The organism is Phaeacidiphilus oryzae TH49 (assembly GCF_000744815.1).
In the GTDB taxonomy this organism is placed as follows: Bacteria; Actinomycetota; Actinomycetes; order Streptomycetales; family Streptomycetaceae; genus Phaeacidiphilus; species Phaeacidiphilus oryzae.
Genome location: NZ_JQMQ01000005.1, coordinates 5,746,909 through 5,767,288, shown reverse-complemented (window position 1 = coordinate 5,767,288; position 20,380 = coordinate 5,746,909). Strand labels below are relative to the sequence as shown.

General features: G+C 74.5%; 18 protein-coding genes and 1 pseudogene. 10 read left to right on the top strand and 9 right to left on the bottom strand.

Features of this window, described 5'->3' with window-relative positions:
• Positions 1-372: 372 nt before the first annotated feature.
• The 4 genes from BS73_RS29380 to BS73_RS29365 form a co-directional block, all read right to left on the bottom strand.
• On the bottom strand, positions 373-1,182 hold the full coding sequence (locus BS73_RS29380) for an ATP-binding cassette domain-containing protein (protein WP_051941078.1): 810 nt from the start codon (positions 1,180-1,182) through the stop codon (positions 373-375).
• Positions 1,179-2,321, bottom strand: a complete 1,143-nt coding sequence (locus BS73_RS29375; protein ID WP_084704435.1) for an ABC transporter permease — start codon at positions 2,319-2,321, stop codon at positions 1,179-1,181. The genes BS73_RS29380 and BS73_RS29375 overlap by 4 nt, the downstream gene beginning before the upstream one ends.
• The gene (locus BS73_RS29370) at positions 2,318-3,391 is read right to left on the bottom strand and encodes a sugar ABC transporter substrate-binding protein (protein ID WP_152617767.1); all 1,074 of its coding nucleotides are present in this window, start codon (positions 3,389-3,391) and stop codon (positions 2,318-2,320) included. The genes BS73_RS29375 and BS73_RS29370 overlap by 4 nt, the downstream gene beginning before the upstream one ends.
• A gap of 158 nt (positions 3,392-3,549) precedes the next feature.
• Positions 3,550-4,293 carry a GntR family transcriptional regulator gene (locus BS73_RS29365; protein ID WP_037577512.1) on the bottom strand — a complete coding sequence of 248 codons (744 nt, stop codon included), beginning with the start codon at positions 4,291-4,293 and terminating at the stop codon, positions 3,550-3,552.
• 174 nt (positions 4,294-4,467) lie between these two features.
• On the opposite strand from BS73_RS29365, the gene BS73_RS29360 reads away from it, so the two are divergent.
• Complete coding sequence (locus tag BS73_RS29360; protein WP_084704433.1) at positions 4,468-5,130, top strand: TetR/AcrR family transcriptional regulator; 663 nt, start codon at positions 4,468-4,470, stop codon at positions 5,128-5,130.
• Between the two features lie 54 nt (positions 5,131-5,184).
• Here BS73_RS29360 and BS73_RS35205 read toward each other — a convergent pair whose 3' ends face one another.
• Positions 5,185-6,489 (bottom strand): hypothetical protein, encoded by a 1,305-nt coding sequence (locus BS73_RS35205; protein WP_051941073.1) that lies wholly within the window; start codon positions 6,487-6,489, stop codon positions 5,185-5,187.
• 160 nt (positions 6,490-6,649) lie between these two features.
• On the opposite strand from BS73_RS35205, the gene BS73_RS29350 reads away from it, so the two are divergent.
• Positions 6,650-7,666, top strand: a complete 1,017-nt coding sequence (locus BS73_RS29350; protein WP_037577510.1) for a helix-turn-helix domain-containing protein — start codon at positions 6,650-6,652, stop codon at positions 7,664-7,666.
• Between the two features lie 189 nt (positions 7,667-7,855).
• Here BS73_RS29350 and BS73_RS29345 read toward each other — a convergent pair whose 3' ends face one another.
• Positions 7,856-9,343, bottom strand: coding sequence for an MFS transporter (locus BS73_RS29345; RefSeq protein ID WP_084704432.1), 1,488 nt, complete (start codon positions 9,341-9,343; stop codon positions 7,856-7,858).
• 88 nt (positions 9,344-9,431) lie between these two features.
• Here BS73_RS29345 and BS73_RS29340 point away from each other — a divergent pair, with 88 nt between their 5' ends.
• From BS73_RS29340 to BS73_RS38955, 3 genes are all read left to right on the top strand, one after another.
• Complete coding sequence (locus BS73_RS29340; protein ID WP_051941071.1) at positions 9,432-9,911, top strand: MarR family winged helix-turn-helix transcriptional regulator; 480 nt, start codon at positions 9,432-9,434, stop codon at positions 9,909-9,911.
• A 2-nt stretch (positions 9,912-9,913) separates the two neighbouring features.
• Entirely contained in the window at positions 9,914-10,444 is a 531-nt protein-coding gene (locus BS73_RS29335) for a DUF6314 family protein (protein WP_037577508.1), read from the top strand.
• Between the two features lie 72 nt (positions 10,445-10,516).
• Complete coding sequence (locus tag BS73_RS38955; RefSeq protein ID WP_200886739.1) at positions 10,517-10,657, top strand: hypothetical protein; 141 nt, start codon at positions 10,517-10,519, stop codon at positions 10,655-10,657.
• On the opposite strand, the gene BS73_RS29330 is transcribed toward BS73_RS38955, so the two are convergent.
• Complete coding sequence (locus tag BS73_RS29330) at positions 10,651-11,781, bottom strand: DUF5937 family protein (RefSeq protein ID WP_037577507.1); 1,131 nt, start codon at positions 11,779-11,781, stop codon at positions 10,651-10,653. The two genes, BS73_RS38955 and BS73_RS29330, sit on opposite strands and share 7 nt — an antisense overlap.
• An 86-nt stretch (positions 11,782-11,867) precedes the next feature.
• Between BS73_RS29330 and BS73_RS29325 the strand changes: the two genes are divergently transcribed.
• Positions 11,868-13,100 carry an MFS transporter gene (locus tag BS73_RS29325; RefSeq protein WP_037577506.1) on the top strand — a complete coding sequence of 411 codons (1,233 nt, stop codon included), beginning with the start codon at positions 11,868-11,870 and terminating at the stop codon, positions 13,098-13,100.
• Positions 13,101-13,104: 4 nt separating this feature from the next.
• Positions 13,105-14,576, top strand: a pseudogene (locus BS73_RS29320) (AlkA N-terminal domain-containing protein).
• A gap of 392 nt (positions 14,577-14,968) precedes the next feature.
• Here the strand turns inward: BS73_RS29320 and BS73_RS29315 are convergent.
• Together BS73_RS29315 and BS73_RS29310 are read right to left on the bottom strand one after the other, a co-directional pair.
• Positions 14,969-16,168, bottom strand: a complete 1,200-nt coding sequence (locus BS73_RS29315) for a YihY/virulence factor BrkB family protein (RefSeq protein ID WP_407675084.1) — start codon at positions 16,166-16,168, stop codon at positions 14,969-14,971.
• A 245-nt stretch (positions 16,169-16,413) separates the two neighbouring features.
• Positions 16,414-17,241 carry a sulfotransferase family protein gene (locus BS73_RS29310; protein WP_037577504.1) on the bottom strand — a complete coding sequence of 276 codons (828 nt, stop codon included), beginning with the start codon at positions 17,239-17,241 and terminating at the stop codon, positions 16,414-16,416.
• A gap of 477 nt (positions 17,242-17,718) precedes the next feature.
• Here BS73_RS29310 and BS73_RS29305 point away from each other — a divergent pair, with 477 nt between their 5' ends.
• Genes BS73_RS29305 through BS73_RS29295 form a run of 3 tightly spaced genes read left to right on the top strand, consistent with a single transcriptional unit; the run spans position 17,719 to position 20,372 of the window.
• Positions 17,719-19,419, top strand: a complete 1,701-nt coding sequence (locus BS73_RS29305; protein ID WP_037577503.1) for a nitrite/sulfite reductase — start codon at positions 17,719-17,721, stop codon at positions 19,417-19,419.
• Between the two features lie 9 nt (positions 19,420-19,428).
• Positions 19,429-19,656, top strand: a complete 228-nt coding sequence (locus BS73_RS38950) for a hypothetical protein (RefSeq protein ID WP_037577502.1) — start codon at positions 19,429-19,431, stop codon at positions 19,654-19,656.
• Positions 19,653-20,372 carry a phosphoadenylyl-sulfate reductase gene (locus BS73_RS29295; RefSeq protein ID WP_037577500.1) on the top strand — a complete coding sequence of 240 codons (720 nt, stop codon included), beginning with the start codon at positions 19,653-19,655 and terminating at the stop codon, positions 20,370-20,372. The genes BS73_RS38950 and BS73_RS29295 overlap by 4 nt, the downstream gene beginning before the upstream one ends.
• Positions 20,373-20,380: the final 8 nt, after the last annotated feature.

Genomic DNA, 20,380 nt, shown 5'->3' with positions numbered 1-20,380 from the left:
TGCCCGGACTGCTCGGCCGCGCGGGTCGAGCCCCCGCTGCGCTCGCTGCCGCAGGCGCACGCGGCGGGCGACGACGCCTGCGGCGGCCTGTGCGGCGGCACCGAACTCGTCTGGTACGACACCCCCGCGGCGGCGGCCCCGACCGCTCCCGCCGCCCCTCCGGCCACTCCGCCCGCCCGAGGCGGCGGCCTCCCCGGCACCAGCGAACAAAGCCTGGTCCCCTGCCCGGACTGCGCCCCCCGGAGCCAGGACCGCTAGCGCGTCCGCATCCGCCTCCGGCACGAGACGGCGCACGAAACGGCGCCGCACCCGGCGACGCGGCCCGGGTGGCGTCCCGGGGCCCGTCGCCGGCTGCGGCGCCGTCCCATGCGATCAGCCGGCGCGCAGCTCGTGCTCCAGCTGCTCCAGCTCGGCTCCGCCGGACATCTGGCGGGTCAGCTCCTCCAGGCTGATCTCGGACTTCTCGTGGAAGCCCAGCGACCGCCCCCGCTTCAGCAGCAGGAACTTGTCCCCGACCGGATACGCGTGGTGCGGGTTGTGGGTGATCAGCACGACCCCGAGGCCGCGATCCCGCGCCTGCGCCACGTACTTCAGCACCACGCCCGCCTGGCGGACGCCCAGCGCCGCCGTCGGCTCGTCCAGGATCAGCAGCCGCGCCCCGAAGTGCACCGCGCGCGCGATCGCCACGCACTGCCGCTGGCCGCCGGAGAGGGTGCCGACCGGGCGCTCCATGTCCGGCAGGTCGATGCCCATCTCGCGCAGCGCGCGCTGCGCGGTCTCCCGCCCGGTCTTCCGGTCCAGCCAGCGCACCGGGCCGAACTTCCGCACCGGCTCGGAGCCGAGGAAGAAGTTCCGCCAGACGCTCATCAGCGGGCAGACCGCCAGGTCCTGGTAGACCGTCGCGATCCCGCGCTCCAGCGCGTCCCGCGGCGAGGTGAAGCGCACCTGGCCGCCGTCCATCCACAGCTCGCCCGCGGTGTGCTCGTGCGCCCCGGCGAGGATCTTGATCAGGGTGGACTTGCCGGCGCCGTTGTCGCCCAGCACGCAGGTGACCTTGCCGGCCTCGACCACCGCGCTGACGTCCTCCAGCGCGACGACGCTGCCGTAGGACTTGCCGATGCCGCGGGTCTCCAGCAGCGGTGCCGCCGCGGCCTCCGGCCGCGCACTCCGACTCTCCGTCATCGCCTCATCCTCTCCGCCCGGCGCCGGAACGTGTTGTTGACCAGCACCGCGGCCAGCAGCATGACGCCCAGGAACAGCATGAACCAGTCGCTGTTCCAGCGGGCGAAGACGATGCCCTGCTGCGCCATGCCGAAGATCAGCGCGCCGATCGCGGCGCCGATCGCCGAGCCGTAGCCGCCGGTCATCAGGCAGCCGCCGATCACGGCCGCGATGATGTACTGGAACTCCAGGCCCACACCCTGGTTGGCCTGCACGGTGGTGAACCGCAGGATGTTGATCGCGCCGACCAGCCAGGCCGCGGTGGCGGTGGTCATGAAGAGGAGGATCTTCGTCCGGGCCACCGGCACGCCGACCGCCCGCGCGCTGGGCGCGGAGCCGCCGACCGCGAAGATCCAGTTGCCGATCTTCGTCCGCAGCAGGATCAGCGTGGCCAGCACGGCCCAGCCCAGCCACCACACGATCGAGATCGGGAAGCTGGTGCCGCCCAGCTTGAAGGTGGAGGCGAAGACGAAGCCCGAGGAGGCGTAGCCGTGCGCGGCGCCGATCCCGGAGACCTGCACCGAGCCGGTGACCAGCTTGGTGACGCCCAGGTTGAGGCCCTGGAGCGACATGAAGGTGCCCAGCGTGACGATGAAGCTGGGCAGCCCGGTGCGCACCACCAGCCAGCCGTTGAGGGCGCCGATCCCCCACGCGAAGAGGAGCGAGACGGCGAGGGCGGCCCACACGTTCCAGCCGGCGTTCACCGCGAGGAGGGCGGTGACCAGCGAGGTGGACGCGGTCATCACACCGGCGGAGAGGTCGAACTCGCCCCCGATCATCAGCAGGGCGACGGCGATCGAGACGATGCCCAGGGTCGCCGAGTCGTCCAGCCAGGTGGCCGCCCCGCCCGCGGTGAGGAACTCGTCGGTGATCGCCGAGAAGAAGACGAAGACCACCAGCGCGCCGAGCAGCGCGCCGAGTTCAGGCCGCAGAATCATCCGGTGGAGGAATCCGGGACGGCCGGCCTCCACGGTCGTCGCCCCGACCGGAGCCCCGACCGGAGCCGCAGCCGATGCCGCGGCCGACTCCGGCCCGGTGGCCGTCTCCGACGCGGACTCCGCTGCCGGCCGCCCTTCCTGACGCTTGCTCGGATCGCTCATCGTGTCCCCCGCGCCGCGTACTTGGCGACCTGGTCCGCGTTGGACCGGTCGACGATGGCCGGGCCGGTGAGGACCGGCTGGCCGCCGCCCACCGTGTTCCCGTTCTCGATGTACAGCTTGAGCATGACGATCGGCAGATAGCCCTGCTCGTACTGCTGCTGGTCGACGGCGAAGTCGACCTTGCCGGCCTTGATGGAGTTCAGCACGTCCGGGTTGACGTCGAAGGTGCCGATCTTCACCCGGGAGAGCGCCCCGGCGGCCTGCGCCCCCTGCACGGCGTTCGCCGCGACCTGGGCGTTCAGCGTCAGGATCCCGTCGATGCTGGAGTCCGCCTGGAGGGCCGCGGTGATCCGGGAGACGATCTGGGTCGGGTTGTTGATGTCGACCTGAAGGTTCGTCATCTTCCCGCCGAAGCCGTTGGCCGCCCCCTGGCAGCGCTGGCTCAGCCCGACGTTGCCGGCCTCGTGGATCACGCACAGGGCGTGCTGCACGCCGAGCTTCTTCAGCTGCGCGCCCGCGCCCTGGCCGGCGATGTACTCGTCCTGCCCGACGTGCCCGATCGCCCCGTACGCCTTGCTCTGCTGCTCACCCGAGTTGATGGTGACCACCGGGATGTGCTGGGCCTCGGCCGCGCTGATCGCCGAGTGGAGGGCGGCAGGGTTGGCCATCGACACCACCAGGCCGTCGACGTGCTGCGCCACCGCGTTGTCGATCAGCCGGGCCTGGTTCCCCGGGTCCGGGTCGTTCTGGTAGTCGACCTCGACGCCGAGCTGCTTGCCGGCCGCCACGGCGCCGTTCTTGACGACCGACCAGAAGGAGTCGCCGGGAGCGGCATGGGTGATCACCGCGAAGTGCAGCCGTCCGCCGTGGCTCGGCTGGCTGACGGCGCCGCCGCCGGAGCCCGTCCCGGTGCCGGCGGCCGCGCCGGTCGGCTCCGGTCCGGTGCAGGCCGCGAGCAGCAGCCCGGCCGCGACCGCGGCCACCCCGGCCAGTCCGGCCCGGCGCCGGGTGCGCCGGCCCGTCCGGTGCAGCAGGCGGCCGAGGCCCGTGCCCCGGGTGCGGCCCGGCATACGGCTGCGGTCCGGTCCGCCGCCTCTACCGGGATCGCCCGGGGGCTTCCCCTCGCTTCGGTTGGGCGTGTTGGGGGTCATCGTGTCGTGTTCCGTCCCATCGGGTGGTGGTTGGGTGCTTCGGGGTGCCGGACGCGGTCCGTTCCGCGCCGTCCCGCCTACCTGGCCAGCAAAGTCAGCTCGAAGGAGTACATCGACGCCCGGTAGACGTGGTCGCCGAACTCGACCGGCCGGCCGCCGTGGTCGTACGCCGTCCGGGTCATGGTCAGCAGCGGGGCGCCCCGGCGTTCGTGCAGCAGCCGCGCCTCGGCGGTGGACGCGCCGCGGGCCCCGATGGTCTGGTCGGCGACCCGCAGCTGCACTCCGGACTCGCGGAGCAGCCGGTAGAGGCCGGTCTCGGCGAGCCGGTCCGAGGTCAGGCCCTTGATGCCCGGCGGCAGGTGGTTGTGGAGCAGGGCCAGCGGCTCGTCCTCGGCGAACCGCAGCCGCCGCACGGAGACCACCTCGCTGCCCGGATCGACCTGCAGCGCGCCGGCCACGACCTCGTCCGCGGGGACCCGCTCGAAGGAGAGCACCTCGGTGCGGGGGGCGCGTCGGGTGTCCGCGAGGTCGTCGTAGAGACTGGTGAGCTCCACCTGTCTGCGGACCCTGCTGTGCACCACCTGCGTGCCGACCCCGCGCTTGCGGACCAGGAGGCCCTTGTCGACCAGGTACTGGATCGCCTGGCGCATCGTCGGGCGGGACACGCCGAGCCGGTCGGCCAGCTGGACCTCGTTCTCCAGCCGGTCGCCCGGGGCCAGCTCCCCGCCCGAGATCAGCTCCTCGATCTGCTGCGCCAGCTGGAAGTACAGCGGGACGGGACTGGCCCGGTCGATGCTGATGCGCTGGGCGAGCGAGGTCACGTCGGGGGCTCCTGTTCGGGGTCGGTCAGTCCGCCAGTATGGCGGAGCGCGCCGGATACTCATATACACCTGTTGTCAGGACCTTCCTAGGGCCGGGGCAGGATTCACCGCCGTGGTTTACTGCGCTGCGGTCACAGTCGGAGGCGGTCGGGCACGGTCGGGAAGGACGGTCGGATGGCGGCGGAGAGCGCGGCGGGAGGCGGGTCCCCGGGGACCGCGCGGGGTTCGGCGCGCCGCCGGCCGGCGCGCCCCCGCGAGGAGGTGCTCGCCGAGTCGATGGCGGCCATCGCCGAGCACGGCCTCTCCGGGCTGACCATGGCCGCGCTGGGCCGCCGGCTCGGGATGAGCGGCGGCCACCTCCTCTACTACTTCGGCAGCAAGGACCGGCTGCTGCTGGAGACCCTGCAGTGGAGCGAGGGCCAGCTCGGCGAGGACCGCCGCGCGATCGTCGGCCGCCCGCCGGGCCCGCCCGCCGCCGCACTGCTCGCCGAGTACGCCGCCCTCTACCTGCCCGACGGGCCGGGCGACCCGCGATGGGTGCTGTGGCTGGAGGTGTGGAACCGCTCCTCGGCGAGCACCGAACTGCGCGCCGGGGCCCAGGAGATCGCCGACACCTGGCACCGCGACCTGGTCGCGCTGGTCCGGCGGGGCGCGGCGGAGGGCGGCTTCCGCGCGACCCCGCTGCCGGAGCCGGACGGCTGGTCGGCGCGGTACGCGGCGCTGCTGGACGGGCTGGCCGTTGGGGTGGTGACGGCCCTGCCGGGGGCGAGCCGGAAGGCCGCGCTTGCGCATGCGGCGGCGTACGTCGCCGACACCCTCTCCCCCTCCTCCGGGTGACGCCGGCTCAGCCGATCGCCTCGCCCGCGGGCGCAGATCGCCTCGCCCGCGGGCTCAGGCCTCCCAGACCGCGAGCGCGGACCGGTCCCGGTCGTGGCCGCGGGCCGGCACCCGCACATGGCGGAGGAACTCCTCGACCCCGGGCGGCCGCACCCCGCGCCCGCGCCGGCCGCCCGCGCCGGACCAGCGTTCGGCGAGGTAGCCGGACACGGCCGGCTCCCCCCGTACCGGGTCGGCGAATCCGCCCGAGCAGAGCAGCAGCACGTCCCCGGCCTCGGGCGCGGCCACCCGGAACCGGAACCCGGACGGCTCGGGCGCGCGGGCCGAGTCCGTGAGCCGCACGCCCGCGTAGGCGTCGAACCACTCGTCGCCGTCCAGCAGCAGATAACCGCCCGGGCCCACGCCGAAGCCCACCCGCGGCCGGATCTCCGGATCGCCGGGCACCAGCAGGGCGTGGAGCCCGGCGGGCACGGCCGGCGCGGTGCCGGGCGGCACGTCCGCGGGCGGCGGCAGATGCCTCGCCGCCGCGGTGGTCAGCCGCTGGAGGCCGAAGCGCAACCGCTCCTGGGCGCCCTCGCGGAGGTCCGCGAGGAGTTCGGCGCGGCCGTGGCCGATGGCGGCGCCGAGCCGGCGGCAGGCGTCGGCCGGGGCCTCCGAGCCGGGCACCAGCGGGTCCGGCGCCGAGCCGACGATCGCGACCAGCAGCGTCTCGGCCCCCTCCCCGAACCGGGCCAGCAGCAGATGGTCCCGCCGCGGCAGACCGTCCCGCCGGGCCGCCTCCCCGCGCACCGACGCCCCGCAGAACGTCAACTCCCCGTACCCGGCCGCCTCCAGAGCGATCTCGGGCACCACCGCGGCCAGCTCCTCGGCCTCCACCTCGGCCAGCTCGCCGGCCTCCGGCCGCGATCCGCTCCGCGGGCCGGCCGCCACCGGCCCCACGCCGGAGCGCCCCGCGTCCCGCGGCTCACGACCCCCGCGCCGGGGCGCGTCCTGCGGACCGGCCGGCTCCGGCTCCGGCCCTCGTTCCGCCTCGGCCGACTCCGGCACCCGTACCCGCTCCGGCTCGGACCCCGACTCGGACTCCGGATCCGGCTGCGGCTCCGCGGGCCGGGACGGCTTCACGCGGGGCAGCGGGACGGTCTGCTTGTCCGAGACCGGGGGGCCGGACCCGGGCGGCTCACCGGCCGGCGAAGGGCGGTCCGGGAGGGTCGGGGTGCGCCGGGCGCGGCCCCGGACCACCGCGCTCGCCGAACTGAACCACTCCTCCAGCGATCCCGGCGCTTCCGACGGCGCCGCCGTGTCCGGGCTCCCCCCGTAGAGGTCGTTCCACCACTCCGCTTCGCCGCCCTGGCCGCCCATGCGCGCTTCCCACCCCTCGACGCCCCGATCACTCGCATTCTCCCCACACCACGGTGCCCCGAGTCATCCGGTTCCGGAGGATCCACCCGCCCGGTGGGGTCGCGCCGCGACCGTGGATGATGAGGGGGAATCACCGCACCGAACACGAGAGGGTGACCGGGTGCAGACAGCGCTCAGCCTCGTCGGCCTGGACGACCACCAGGAGGCCGCCTACCGCGCCCTGGTCGCCCTCGGCGCGGCGACCGTTCCCGAACTCGCCCGCCGGTTGAGGCTGCCCGCGGCCCCGGACGCCCGCGTCCTCCTCGCCGACCTGGAGAGCCGCGGACTGGCGATGCCCTCCCCCGGCCGCCCCGGACACTTCGCCGCCGCGCCGCCCGGCCTCGCGCTGGGCGCCGCGCTCACCCAGCGCCGGCACGAGCTCAACCAGGCCGAACTCGCCATCGCCCAGCTCGCCGAGGAGTACCGGCTCGGCTCGGCGGACGTCTCGCTGCACGAGCTGGTCGAGCCGGTGGCCGGCGCCGAGCCGATCCGCCGCCGCTTCGAGCAGCTCCAACTCGGCGCGGAGCGCGAGGTGCTGGCGCTGGTGACGGCCTCGCCCGCGGTGGTCAGCGGGATGGAGAACGACGCCGAGCCGCTGGCCGTCTCGCGCGGGGTCTCGTTCCGGGTGGTCGCGGAACGCTCGGTGCTGGACGGCCCGTTCGGGCTGACCGAGCTCTCCGCCGCGCTGGACCGCGAGGAGCAGGTGCGGGTGGTCGACCGGGTGCCGTCGAGGCTGCTGGTCGCCGACCGACAGACGGCGCTGATCCCCCTCCACGACTGGTCCGGCAAGGCCGCGCAGGCCGAACCGGCCGCCCTGGTGGTCTACGCGGACGGACTGGTCGAGGCGCTGGTCGCGCTCTTCGAGCTGGTCTGGGCGGCGGCCCTGCCGGTACGGGTGGGCGAGGCGGGCGCGGAGTCCCCGGAGGGCGACCGGCCGGACGAGACCGACCTGCGGATCCTCTCCCTCCTCCTGCTCGGCCTCACCGACGCCAGCGTCGCCAAGCAGCTGGACCTGGGCCTCCGCACGGTCCAACGCCGCGTCAAGAACCTCATGGACCTCGCAGGCGTCACCACCCGGATGCAACTCGGCTGGCACGCCTACGAACGAGGCTGGGTCTCCCGCGGCCCCCGAAGGTAGCGCCGCAGCCCCGGTGAGCCCGTGGGCGAGAAGGGACACGGGGAACCGCGCGCCCAGCGGGCCACCCGCCGGCACTCGGCAAAGAAAAGACTCGGCAGGGCCGACCGGTCGCCACCCGGCCCCCGCTGCCCCGGTGCGGCAGGTGGCCGGCGCCGGTCCCCCGCGCCCCTCAGGAGCCCTTCGGGCTGCTCAACGGGGCCCGCGGGCCGTCCCCGCGCACACCCCCACCGCCGCCGCGGCGAGCACCCCCAGCACCCACACCGAGCCTCCGGCCACGCCGGCGAGATGCACCCCCAGCGCGGGCAGCGCCACGCCCAGCGAAGTGCCCAGCCCCCGCGTCATGTTGACCAGCCCGCCGGCCGCCCCGGCCTGCTCGCTCGGGATGGCCCGCATCACCAGCGCGTTGTTGGCCGGCAGCAGCAGCCCCAGCCCCCAGCCGACCGCCGCCAGCCCCGGCACCAGCGCCGCGTCCGGCGCCCCCAGCGCCGTCGCCGCGATCAGCCCGCCCAGCCCGCACGCGGAGACCAGCGATCCGGCCGCGGCCCGCGCCCGGTCCCCCCAGCCGCGCGGCACCAGGGCGCCGCCGGCGGTGGCGCTCACCGCGAACGCGGCCGGCAGCGCGGTCAGCAGCAGCCCGGACGCCGACGCGCCGACCCCCTTCGCCCCCAGCAGCTCCGGCACCAGCACCAGCGGGCAGAAGAGCAGCAGATAGCCGAAGACCCCGGCCAGCAGCCCGCCCCGGACCCCCTTCGCGGTCAGCATCCGCGGGTCGATCAGCGGCGACTCCACCCGCCGCTCCCGCCGGACCAGTACCCCGCCGAACCCGGCCGCCAGGACCAGCAGCAGCGCGACCGCCCAGCCGGGCAGATCGAGCCCGGAGGCGGCGGAGAGCGCGAGCAGCGCGGAGGTGGTCGCCGCGGCCAGCAGCGCCAGCCCGCCCAGGTCGAACCGCCGCCCGGCGCCGGCGGCCGGCGCCCGTACCCCGCCGATCCGGCCGTCCGCGGTCCGGGTCCGCGGGAGGAGGTAGTACCCGGCGACCAGCGCGACCGCCCCCACCGGCACGTTCACCCAGAACACCCACCGCCAGCCGGCGCCCTCCACCAGCAGCCCGCCCAGCGTGGGGCCCAGCGCGAGTCCGATCGCCTGCGCCGCCGCCTGCACCCCGAGCCCGGAGCGGATCCGGTCCCGCGGCATCGCTGTGGAGACCAGCGCCACGCTGTTGGCCTGCATCAGCGCCGCCCCCACCGCCTGCAGCGCGCGGAAGGCGATCAGCAGCCACAGCTGGCCGGCCAGGCCGCAGAGCAGCGAGGCGGCGGTGAAGACCACGAACCCCCAGAGGTACATGGCCTTGCGTCCGAGGAGGTCGGAGAGCCGGCCGACCGGGGTCAGCAGGGCGACCAGCACCAGCAGATAGGAGAGCGAGACCCACTCCACCGCGGCCAGCGGCACGCCGAAACCGCGCTGCAGCGCGGGGAAGGTGAGGGTGGTGATGCTCGCGTCGAGCTGGCCCATGAAGGCGCCGAGGCAGACCGAGGCGACCGCCAGCCAGTGGGCGTGCCGCCAGTCGCGTATCCGGCGCGGCCGCGGGCGCTCGGCGAAGAGCCGGGCCACCGCCGGATGGCTGCTGATCGGTCCGGCCCCGCCGGACGCCGGATCCAGTCCCTGTGCACTCCCCATGGCAGCAGTTTATATCGGTCCCAGACATATTCGTCCACCGACCTGTTCCCGGGCCGAGCCTTCCGCCCGCGCGGGTACGCTGATCCGCATGCCGCCCGAGCCCGCCCCCGCCCCGCAGCCACCGCGGACCGAGCAGTCGCAGGCCGCCCGGCTCACCGATGTGGTGACCCGGCTCCGCCGCGCGCTGCGCAGCAGCATCCGCACCGACTACCCCTGGGAATCGCTGCCCATGGCCCAGGTCGAGCTGCTCCAGACGCTGGCCGCCGGGCCGCTCCGGGTGGGCGAGCTGGCGACCCGCCAGCGGCTCGCGCCGAACACCGTCAGCGGGTTGATCGGCAAGCTGCTCGAGGCCGGCTTCGTGGACCGGCAGAACGACCCGGGCGACCGCCGTACCGCGCGGATCGCCCTCACCCCCGCCGGAGAGCGGCAGCTCGCCGACTGGCAGCAGGCCCACGAACGGCGGCTGGCCGGAGCGCTGGACACCCTCGCGGCGGCCGACCGGGAGGCGGTCGTCCGCGCGATTCCGGGCCTGGAGCTGCTGGCCGCCGCACTCGGCGAGGAGAGCTGACCGTGACCGAGACCCCGACATCCGCCGGTGCCGGCACCGGCATCGCTCCGATCCTCCCCGTGCCCGACCTCTTCGCGTACCTCCACGGGAGCTGGGACTGCGAACGCGAGCTGGCGGACCGCCTGGGCGGCGTCCGCGGCACCTACACCGGCACGGCCGACTTCTCCTACGCCGATCGCCCGACCGGCCCGGCCGAGGGCGTGCTGGTCCACGCCGAGCAGGGCGAGATGAAGTGGAACGGTTCCGTCTACCCGACCAGCCGGACCCTTCTCATCCACCCGGGGGACGCCCCGGGGACGGCCGCGGTCACCTTCGAGGACGGCCGCCCCTTCCACATCCTGGACCTCCGGTCCGGGGAGTGGACGGCCGAGCACCCCTGCGCCGAGGACCACTACACCGGCCGCTTCCGGATCCTGGACCGCGACCACTGGCTCCTCGTCTGGGCGGTGACCGGGCCGGCCAAGGACACCCTGATGACCAGTCGCTACACCCGCCGCGGCGGACCGCGGCCGACCCCGGACGGCCTGGTGTGAGAAGCCTCCCGACCGGGCAGTACGTCGATACCAACTGACCGTTGGGAACAGCTGGTTGAGTCCTCGGAGGACTTGCCTGACCACCCGAGCGAGGTCGAGATGCTCGGCACCGTGATCATCGGCATCGTCATCGTGGGGCTGGCGGTGGCCGCCGTGGCCTTCACCTTCTGGCACGAGGGCCAGGGGCCCCGCTTCCGCCGGCGCCGTCACTGAGGAGGAGGGCGTCCCGAACCCGCCGCCCGGACCACCACATCGCCGGCGGGCGTACGCGCGTAGAGCACGGAGCGGCCGATCCGCCGCCGGTCCGCCAGACCGGCCTCCCGCAGGATCCGCAGATGCCGCCCCACCGCACCGAGCGGCAGCCCGGTCAGCGCCACCAGCTGGGTGGTGGAGACCGGCGCCTCCGGCGCGAGCAGCGCCAGCACCTCCGCCCGGCCGGCCCCGAGCAGCCGGGCGAGGGTACCGCCCGCCCTGCCGCCGGAGCCCCGCGGCAACGCGTCGCCCCCGCCGTCCGCTGCGGCACCGCCGCCGTCCGCTCCGGCGCCGCCGGGCTGTCGCTCCACCGCGGCGACCCCGTGCGCCGGGTAGACCACCCCGAACCGGCCCGGCCGCACCTCGTACCCCGCCGGCCCCGCCGGCCCGGCCGGCCCCGGGCTGCCGCCGGTCCGCTCCCAGCTCACCCAGCCCCGCCGGGGCGTGACCGGCACGAAGACCAGGTCGGCCCCGGACACCACGCGCGGCGGCAGGTCGTACCGGTTGATCTGCAGACGGCCCGCGCCGAGCCAGCGGGTGCCCGGCCGCAGCCCCTCCAGCGCGGCCGACCAGCCGCCCCGGCCGAGCCGGACGGTGCGGAAGAGGACATCGGTCTCCAGCAGCCGGCGGCGCCGCTCCCAGTCCGGCTCCACCGCCTCCCGCCACACCCACTCCAGCAGGGCCGCGGTCCGCCCGGCCGGGTCCGGGTCGGCGAGGAGCTCGGCGGGCAGCGGCACCCCGGGGTGGCAGGGCCGCAGATCCTCCCGGACCTGCTCCGGGGCCACCGCGGCGACCTCGGCCAGCTCCTCCCGGAACGTCCGCTCGCCGTCCGCCAGATGAGACGGGATCCAGAAGTCGGCCACCCAGGAGGCCCCGGCCAGCCGGCCCAGCAGCAGCCGGTCCACCGGATCGGCGCCCAGCCTGGCCCGGAACCGGGGCAGTACGGAGGCCAGCCAGCGCGCCTCCCCGGGGTGGCCGGGCGTCCCCTCGGCGAGGGTGAGCAGCGCCGCGCAGGTCTCGGCGAGCGGCGAGTACGCGAACCGCCCGCGCGCCATCGTCTCGGCGTCCACCAGCCACACGCCCACGGAGCACCGCCCTCACCGGATCCGCGTCTTTCGCGGGTCGGCGAAAGGTTAGCCGCAGACCGCGGCCGGACCGGAGACTCCCGGCCATGCACACGTATCGCGAGCTGTTCCGCGGGCCGGAGTCCCGCGAGTTCACCCCGCTCTTCGCCCTCTCCTCCCTCCAGACGGCCGCCCTCACGGCGTCCGGGATCGCCCTCGGCACCCTCGTCTACGCGGCCAGCCACTCCCCGCTGCTCTCCGCGCTCAGCATGTTCGGCCCCTCCTTCGGCCAGCTGATCGGGGCGACGCTGCTGATGTCGGCCGCCGACCGGCTGCCGCCGCGGGCGCTGCTCACCGCACTGCCCGCGTTCTTCGCCCTGACCACGGCGCTGCTGGCGCTGCCCGGCCTGCCGGCGCTCGCGATCGCCGGGATCGTCCTCGCCGAGGGGCTGGCCGGGGCGGTCGGCGGCGGCGCCCGGGTGGGCCTCCTCAGCGAGGTGCTGCCGGAGGACGGCTATGTGCTGGGCCGGTCGGTGCTGAACATCTCGGTCGGGCTCTGCCAGATCCTCGGCTACGCCCTCGGCGGCACGCTGATCGCCGCGCTGGGCTCGCGGGGCACGCTGCTCGCCGCCGCCGGCGGCTTCGCGGCAGCCGCCCTCGCCGCCCGCCTCGGGTTGCGGTCCAGGCCGGCCAGGGCGAGCGGCCGCCCCTCGATCGCGGCGACCTGGCGGATCAACGCCGAACTGTGGTCGCGGCCCGCCCGGCGCTGGGTGTACGGCGCGCTGTGGGTGCCGAACGGCCTGGTGGTCGGCTGTGAGGCGCTGTTCGTGCCGTACGCGCCGACGCGGGCCGGGTGGCTGTTCGCGGCCGGGGCGCTCGGCATGCTGGCCGGAGACGTCTGGGTCGGCAGGTTCCTGCCGCAGCGGCTGCACGGGCGCTTCGCGGCGCCGCTGCGGCTGCTCCTCGCGGCGCCGTACCCGCTTCTGCTGCTCCGCCCGGGGCTCGGGTTCGCGCTGCCGCTGGTGGCGCTGGCCTCGGTCGGGTACGCGGCGAGCCTGCTGCTGCAGGAGCGGCTGATCGCCCTGACCCCCCGCCGGCTGCACGGGCAGGCGCTGGGCCTCCACGGCTCAGGGATGCTCACCATGCAGGCCGTCGGGGCGACCGCGGGCGGGCTGCTGGCCGAGCGGATGGCGGCCGGTACGGCGATGGCGGTGCTCGGCGCGGTCTCGCTGGCGGTGACCCTGGCGCTCGCCCCGGGGCTGCGCGAGGAGCCCGCCGGGGCGCCCCGGTCTTCGCGTCCGATTTCCGCCAGCGGAGGGGTCGCCGAGGACGCACAGTAGAGGGGTGGACGACGACAGCAGGTACCAGGCGGTGTGCAGCCGCGACGCGCGGTTCGACGGCGTGTTCTTCACCGCCGTGCGGACCACCGGCATCTTCTGCCGGCCGAGTTGCCCGGCGACCACCCCCAAGCGGGCGAACGTCACCTTCTACCGCAGCGCGGCCGCGGCCCTGGCGGCCGGCTACCGCGCCTGCCGACGCTGCCGGCCGGACACCGTCCCCGGCTCGCCGGAGTGGAACATCCGGGCGGACGTGGTCGGCCGGGCGATGCGGCTGATCGCGGACGGCGTGGTGGACCGGGAGGGGGTGGCCGGGCTGGCCGACCGGCTCGGCTACAGCACCCGGCAGATGCAGCGCCAGCTCACCGCCGAGCTGGGCGCCGGACCGGTGGCGCTGGCCCGGGCGCAGCGCGCCCACACCGCGCGGATCCTGCTGCAGAGCACCGAACTGCCCGCCTCCGAGGTGGCCTTCGCGGCCGGCTTCGCCAGCGTCCGCCAGTTCAACGACACCATCCGGGAGCTGTACGCGGCGACCCCGACGCAGCTGCGCACGGCGCCCTCGCCGCGGCGGGCCCGGGCGGGGGCGCCCGGGGGTCCGGCGGGTCCGGCGGCGGGCTTCCGCTGCGCCTCGCCTTCCGCGGCCCGTACGCCGGCGGCGAGATCTTCGACTATCTGGAGCTGCGCGCGCTGACCGGGGTCGAGGAGATCCTCGGCGTGCGGGGCACCCGCACCTACCGCCGGACGCTGCGGCTGCCGCACGGGCCCGGAGTGGTCGAGGTGGACGAGCCGGGCCCGGACGCCCGCTGGCTCGACTGCCGGCTGCACCTGGCCGACCTCCGCGACCTCACCACCGCCGGCCAGCGCACGCGCCGGCTCTTCGACCTGGACGCCGACCCGTACGCCGTCGGCGAGCGGCTGGCCGCGGACCCGGTGCTCGGGCCGCTGGCCGGGAAGCGCCCGGGGCTCCGCTCGCCGGGCGCGGCGGAGCCGCACGAGCTGGCCGTGCGGGCGGTGCTCGGCCAGCAGGTGACGGTGGCCGCGGGCCGCGGGCTCGGCAGCCGGCTGGCCGCCGCCTACGGCGAGGGGCTGGACGGGCTGCCGTCCCCTTCGGGCGGGTTGACGCTGCTCTTCCCCACCGCGGAGACGCTGGCCGAGGCGGGCCTCGGCGAACTCGGCATGCCGGAGTCCCGGCGGGCCACGATCCGTGGCCTGTGCGCGGCGCTGGCGGGCGGCGAGGTCGTCCTCGACCCGGGCGCCGACCGCGAGGACACCGAGAAGCGCCTCCTCGCGCTGCGCGGCATCGGCCCCTGGACGGCGGGCTACATCCGGATGCGCACCCTCTCCGACCCGGACGTCCTCCTCGAGGGCGACGTGGTCCTCCGAGCCGCCCTGAAGGCCCACGGCCTCACCCCCACCAACGCCACGGACTGGCGCCCCTGGCGCACCTACGCCATGCACCACCTCTGGTACACCCGCTGACACTCCGTGAGCCCCGAGGAAAACCCCCGGCCCCGAACGCAGCGCCGCAGGCGCAAGTCAGGGGCGCGGGGAACTGCGCGGGCCGCCGCGACCGGGCCGCATCCGGCCGCGGAGAAGCAGTTGCAACCCAGCGCCCGTCGCCGAACGCGCCGCCCGTCGCGGCGGGCCGCGCAGTTCCCCGCGCCCCCGACTTCGCCCTACGGGCGTCATTGCGGGGCGGCGCCCGGACGCTGCGGGACCCGCGCAGCGCCGCAGGCGCAAGTCAGGGGCGCGGGGAACTGCGCGGGCCGCCGCGACCGGGCGGCATCCGGCCGCGGAGAAGCAGTTGCAACCCAGTGCCCCTTGCCGAGCGCGCCGCCGGTCGCGGCGGGCCCCACTTCGCCCTACGGGCGTCATTGCGGGGTGTCGCCCGGGGGCTGCTGGGGCTGTTCCTCGTCCTCGGGGAGGGTCGGCTTCGCGCGTAGGCGGGCGCGTAGCTCCGTCGGGGGGAGGAAGTTCGCCCAGCGCTCGGGGAACTCCGCAGGCGCGTTGCCCTCCGGGTCGACCGGCGCGTCCGCGCGCCGCCGCGCCCGCGCGATCTCGGCCCGCGCCTTGAGCGTCTGCGCGCTCGGCCACTTGCGGTCCACGGCCGCGTTCATCGCTGCACCCACCAGCACGGACATCGCCGTCACGCCGATCCACAGCAGCACCGCGACCGGCGCGGCCAGCGAGCCGTAGACGGTCGGCCCCTCGACCGAGTGGACCAGGTAGACCCGCAGGATGATGCTGCCGACCACCAGCACCAGCAGCGCGACCAGCGCCCCGGGGATGTCCTCCCGCCACGGCGTCCGCACCGGGACGGCCACGTGGTAGAGGGTGGTCAGGAAGACCACCGAGAGCAGCAGCGCCGCCGGCCAGTACAGCGCGTGGACCAGCCCGGCGGTGGCCGGGAAGACCGCCACCACCATCCCCGGTCCGGCGACGATCAGCGGCAGCACCACGGACCCCACGATGAGCGCCGCTATATAGAGGCCCAGCGAGAGCACCCGGGTGTGGACGATCCCGCGCTTGCCGTCCAGCCCGTACATGATCGTCACGGTGTCCACGAAGACGTAGAGCGCCCGCGATCCCGACCACAGGGCGAAGGCGAAGCCGATCGAGATCAGCCCCGGCTGGCCGCCGTCGAAGACGCTCCGCAGCAGCGGCTTCACGATCTGGTCGATGGAGGACTGGGAGAGGACGGTCCCGGAGGCGTTGAGGATGTCCCGCTGGAGGTCGGCGATGGTGCCGGCGCCCAGCAGGTCGTCCAGGTACCCCAGGGTGCCGGCGACGCAGAGCAGCAGCGGCGGCACCGACATCAGGGTGAAGAAGGCCACCTCGGCGGCGAGGCCGGTGACCCGGTACTCCATGCAGGTGTTGGTGGTCTCCTTGATCAGGTCCCACAGCACCGACCAGAACGGCGTGCCGCCGAAGCGGCGGATCGCCCGCCGCCGGCCGGCCCGCCCGCGGTGCCGGGCACGGGCCCGGGCGCGGTCGCGTTCCCGGTCGCGTTCCCGGTTCACGGAGGCCGGGGCGGCGGTGCTCCCCGGGAAGGGGGCGCGATACCCGGGCACCCCGGGCACTCCGGGCGCTCCGGGCACCCCGGATGGCCCGGCAGGGTCGGGTCGTCCGCCGGTGTCCCCGGGTTCGCCGTGTTCCGCCCGCGGGTCCTGCCTCCCGGGGTCGCCGCCTGCATGCTGCACGCTTCTAAGGTAGCCGCCGGTCAGCCCGGTTCCGCGCGCGGACCGGCGGCCTTCTCGGAGCGTCAGCACCCGTGACACTCCGTCGACCTGACGGCCCCTCAGTCCACGCGGCCCCCTCAGTACGACGCGCGGATCCCCATCACCTTCTCGATCCGCTCACGGTCGTACTCGGCGCCCAGCCACTCGAAGAGCGGCTCCAGCCGGCCGGGGTCGGCCAGGTAGTCGTCGTAGTGGATGCGGAAGGCGCGGTCGCCCAGATGGCCCGCGGCGGCCAGCATCCGCTCCTCCAGCTCGCCGAGGTGGTCCAGAGCGTCCTCCCGGCGCCCCCACCACTTGCTCTTGGCCACGTCGTCCAGGTTCCGGGTGTTCACGATGAAGCGGGCCCCGGGGAAGATCCCGCTCAGGAAGTCCACGTAGGCGACCAGCTCGCCGAAGGGCCAGTTGATCTCCTTGAAGCCGACCACCCTGGTGTCCGGATGCGGACGCAGCAGGGTCTCCGTGATCAGGCGCCGCATGCTGCGCAGCGCGTGCGCCTCGGGGTAGCCGTCGATGCCGAACCAGGGGTGGGTGGGCGGCAGCGGCTCGGGCCGGGCCAGCCGGTCCCGGTGGTGGAGCACCTGCGAGTGGTAGCGGTACAGCTGGTACGGCACGCCCTGGTTCTCGCCGCGGATCAGCACCCCGGGCGCGGAGGTCAACAGGTTCTGCAGCAGGGTCGACCCGGACCGGCCGTAGGTGAGGATGAAGGCGTATGTGTAAGAGGCCTCGGCTTCGCCGTCGGACGGCCCGGCCCCGCCGAGCTGCTGCAGGTAGTCGCGCTCAAGGCGGATGGCCTCCACCTGTTCCCGCAGGTCGTCGCGCTGCCGGAGGAGCCGGTCCCGCTGGTCGATCAAGCGCCGAACCTGCGGGATCGACTTGGCCAGGCGGGCGGGGTCGATAAGAGTCATGGCCCTCAAGGTAAGGGCCGTATATGAGTGAAGCATGAGTGGCACATGGGCCCCGGCTGTCAGCGGAGGATCGGGCTCCGGCGCGGCAAGAAGGCGCTCCGATATTTCATCTCATTATTCGAGAGTCATTTGTTCACAGTGCGGACAGCAGTGGACGTCCGGAAGATCTGCGTGCGACTCTCTAGCCATGTCTCACGCTGGTACGGATCTGGTAGGTCGACTGCACGTCGACCTCGGCCGCATGTCCAGCGCCATCTGTCCGGCGACCTGTGCCCGGTGACGGTTCGTCACCACCCCGCTGAAACCGCCACACCAACTCTGCTGCCCCTGCCGTAGCGGAGCCGGCGGCCCCGGGACAGGTCGGGACCCCCACGACCAGCCAGCACACGGAACACCCCGGTCCACCGGCCGGGAAAGCCGGTGCGTCCCGGAAGCCGAAGGCCCCCGCGAGGCCGAACCTGCCGAAGGACCCACCACATGGCTTCCTCCCCTTCCACCGACCGGGCCCCGCGCCCCGCCGCGCGCAAGGCGGGCCGCCACCGCGGCGAGGGCCAGTGGGCGGCCGGACACTTCACCCCGCTCAACGGCAACGAGCAGACGAAGAAGGACGACGACGGTCTCAATGTGCGGACACGCATTGAGACGATCTACGCCAAGGCCGGCTTCGACTCCATCGATCCCAGCGACCTCCGCGGCCGCTTCCGCTGGTGGGGGCTGTACACCCAGCGGGCGCCCGGGATCGACGGCGGCAAGACGGCGATCCTGGAGCCGGAGGAGCTGGACGACCGCTACTTCATGCTGCGGGTCCGGATCGACGGCGGCCGGCTCACCACCGAGCAGCTGCGCACCATCGCCGAGGTCTCCCAGGCGTACGCCCGCGGCACCGCCGACCTGACGGACCGCCAGAACATCCAGCTGCACTGGGTCCGGATCGAGGACGTGCCGGACATCTGGCAGCGGCTGGAGGCCGTCGGCCTCTCCACCACCGAGGCCTGCGGCGACGTCCCCCGCGTCATCCTCGGCTCGCCGGTCGCCGGGATCGCCGCCGACGAGATCCTGGACGGCACCCGGGCCATCGAGGAGATCAGCGAGAAGTACATCGGCAGCCCCGAGTTCTCCAACCTGCCGCGGAAGTTCAAGACGGCGATCTCCGGCTCGCCGACCCTGGACGTGGTGCACGAGATCAACGACATCTCCTTCGTCGGCGTCGAGCACCCCGAGCACGGCCCCGGCTTCGACCTCTGGGTCGGCGGCGGCCTCTCCACCAACCCGCGGCTCGCCGAGCGGCTCGGCGCCTGGGTGCCGCTGGACGAGGTCCCCGAGGTCTGGGCGGGGGTCACCGGCATCTTCCGCGACTACGGCTACCGCCGGCTGCGCAACCGCGCCCGGCTCAAGTACCTGCTGGCGGACTGGGGGGTGGAGAGGTTCCGGCAGGTGCTGGAGGACGAGTACCTCCACCGCAAGCTGGTCGACGGGCCCGCCCCGGCCGAGCCGGTGGACCGCTGGCGCGACCACATCGGCGTCCACCGGCAGAAGGACGGCCGCTACTTCATCGGCTTCGCGCCGCGGGTCGGCCGGGTGGACGGCGGGCTGCTGGCCAAGGTCGCCGACCTGGCCGAGGAGCACGGCTCCGGCCGCCTCAGCACCACCGCCCACCAGAAGATGGTGGTGCTGGACGTGCCCGAGGACCGGGTCGAGTCGCTGAAGGCCGGGCTGGCCGCGCTGGACCTCCAGGTCGAGCCGTCCGCCTTCCGCCGCGGCACGATGGCCTGCACCGGCATCGAGTTCTGCAAGCTGGCCATCGTCGAGACCAAGAGCCGCGGGGCCGACCTGATCGCCGAACTCGAGCGCCGGCTCCCGGAGTTCGACGAGCCGATCTCCATCAACCTGAACGGCTGCCCGAACGCCTGCGCCCGGATCCAGACCGCGGACATCGGTCTCAAGGGGCAGCTGATCCTGGACGAGAACGGCGAGCAGGTCGAGGGCTACCAGGTGCACCTGGGCGGCGGGCTCGGCCTGGACCCCGGCTTCGGCCGCAAGGTCCGCGGCCTGAAGGTGACCTCGGCCGGGCTGCCGGACTACATCGAGCGGGTGCTCCGGCGGTACCTGGCGGACCGTCAGGACGGCGAGCGGTTCGCCCAGTGGGCGGCCCGCGCCCCCGAGTCGGACCTGAAGTAGGAGGACGCCGTGAGCGAGCGGGCCGCCCCCTTCTACTGCCCCTACTGCGGGGACGAGGACCTCCGGCCGAGCGAGGCCGGACACGGCGCCTGGGACTGCGTGTCCTGCCGGCGCGCGTTCCGGCTGGGCTTCCTCGGCCTCCTCGCCCCGCGATCCGCCGACACCCACGCCCACGCCCACGCCCACACTGACGACCCCCACGACTCCCCGTACCCAGCAGAGGGAATGGACCGATGACCGCAGCCGACCGCTCGGCGGACGAGCTCAGGGCACTGGCGACCACGGCCGGCCACGAGCTGGAGAACGCGTCCGCGCAGGACATCCTGCGCTGGGCGGTGGAGACCTTCGGCGACCGCTTCTGCGTGACCTCCTCGATGGAGGACGCGGTGGTGGCCCATCTGGCCTCCACTGTGAAGCCCGGCGTCGACGTGGTGTTCCTCGACACCGGTTACCACTTCGCCGAGACCATCGGCACCAGAGACGCCGTCGAGGCCGTCTACGACGTGAACCTGATCACACTGACCCCCCGTCAGAGCGTGGCCGAGCAGGACGCCGAGTACGGACCGCGGCTGCACGACCGGGATCCCGACCTGTGCTGCGCCCTGCGGAAGGTGGAGCCGCTCCGTCGCGGTCTGGCGGGCTATCAGGCCTGGGCCACCGGCCTGCGCCGGGACGAGTCCCCGTCCCGGGCCGACACGCCCGTCGTGGGCTGGGACGAGAAGAACGGCCGGGTCAAGGTCTCCCCCATCGCCCGCTGGACCCAGGAGGACGTGGACGCCTACGTTGCCTCTCACGGCGTTCTTACCAACCCGCTGCTGATGGACGGCTACGGGTCCATCGGCTGCGCGCCCTGCACGCGGCGGCTGCTGCCCGGCGAGAGCGCCCGGGACGGGCGCTGGGCTGGGCTCTCCAAGACCGAGTGCGGCCTTCATGAACCTCTCAGCAAGGCCTGAGAGAGTAC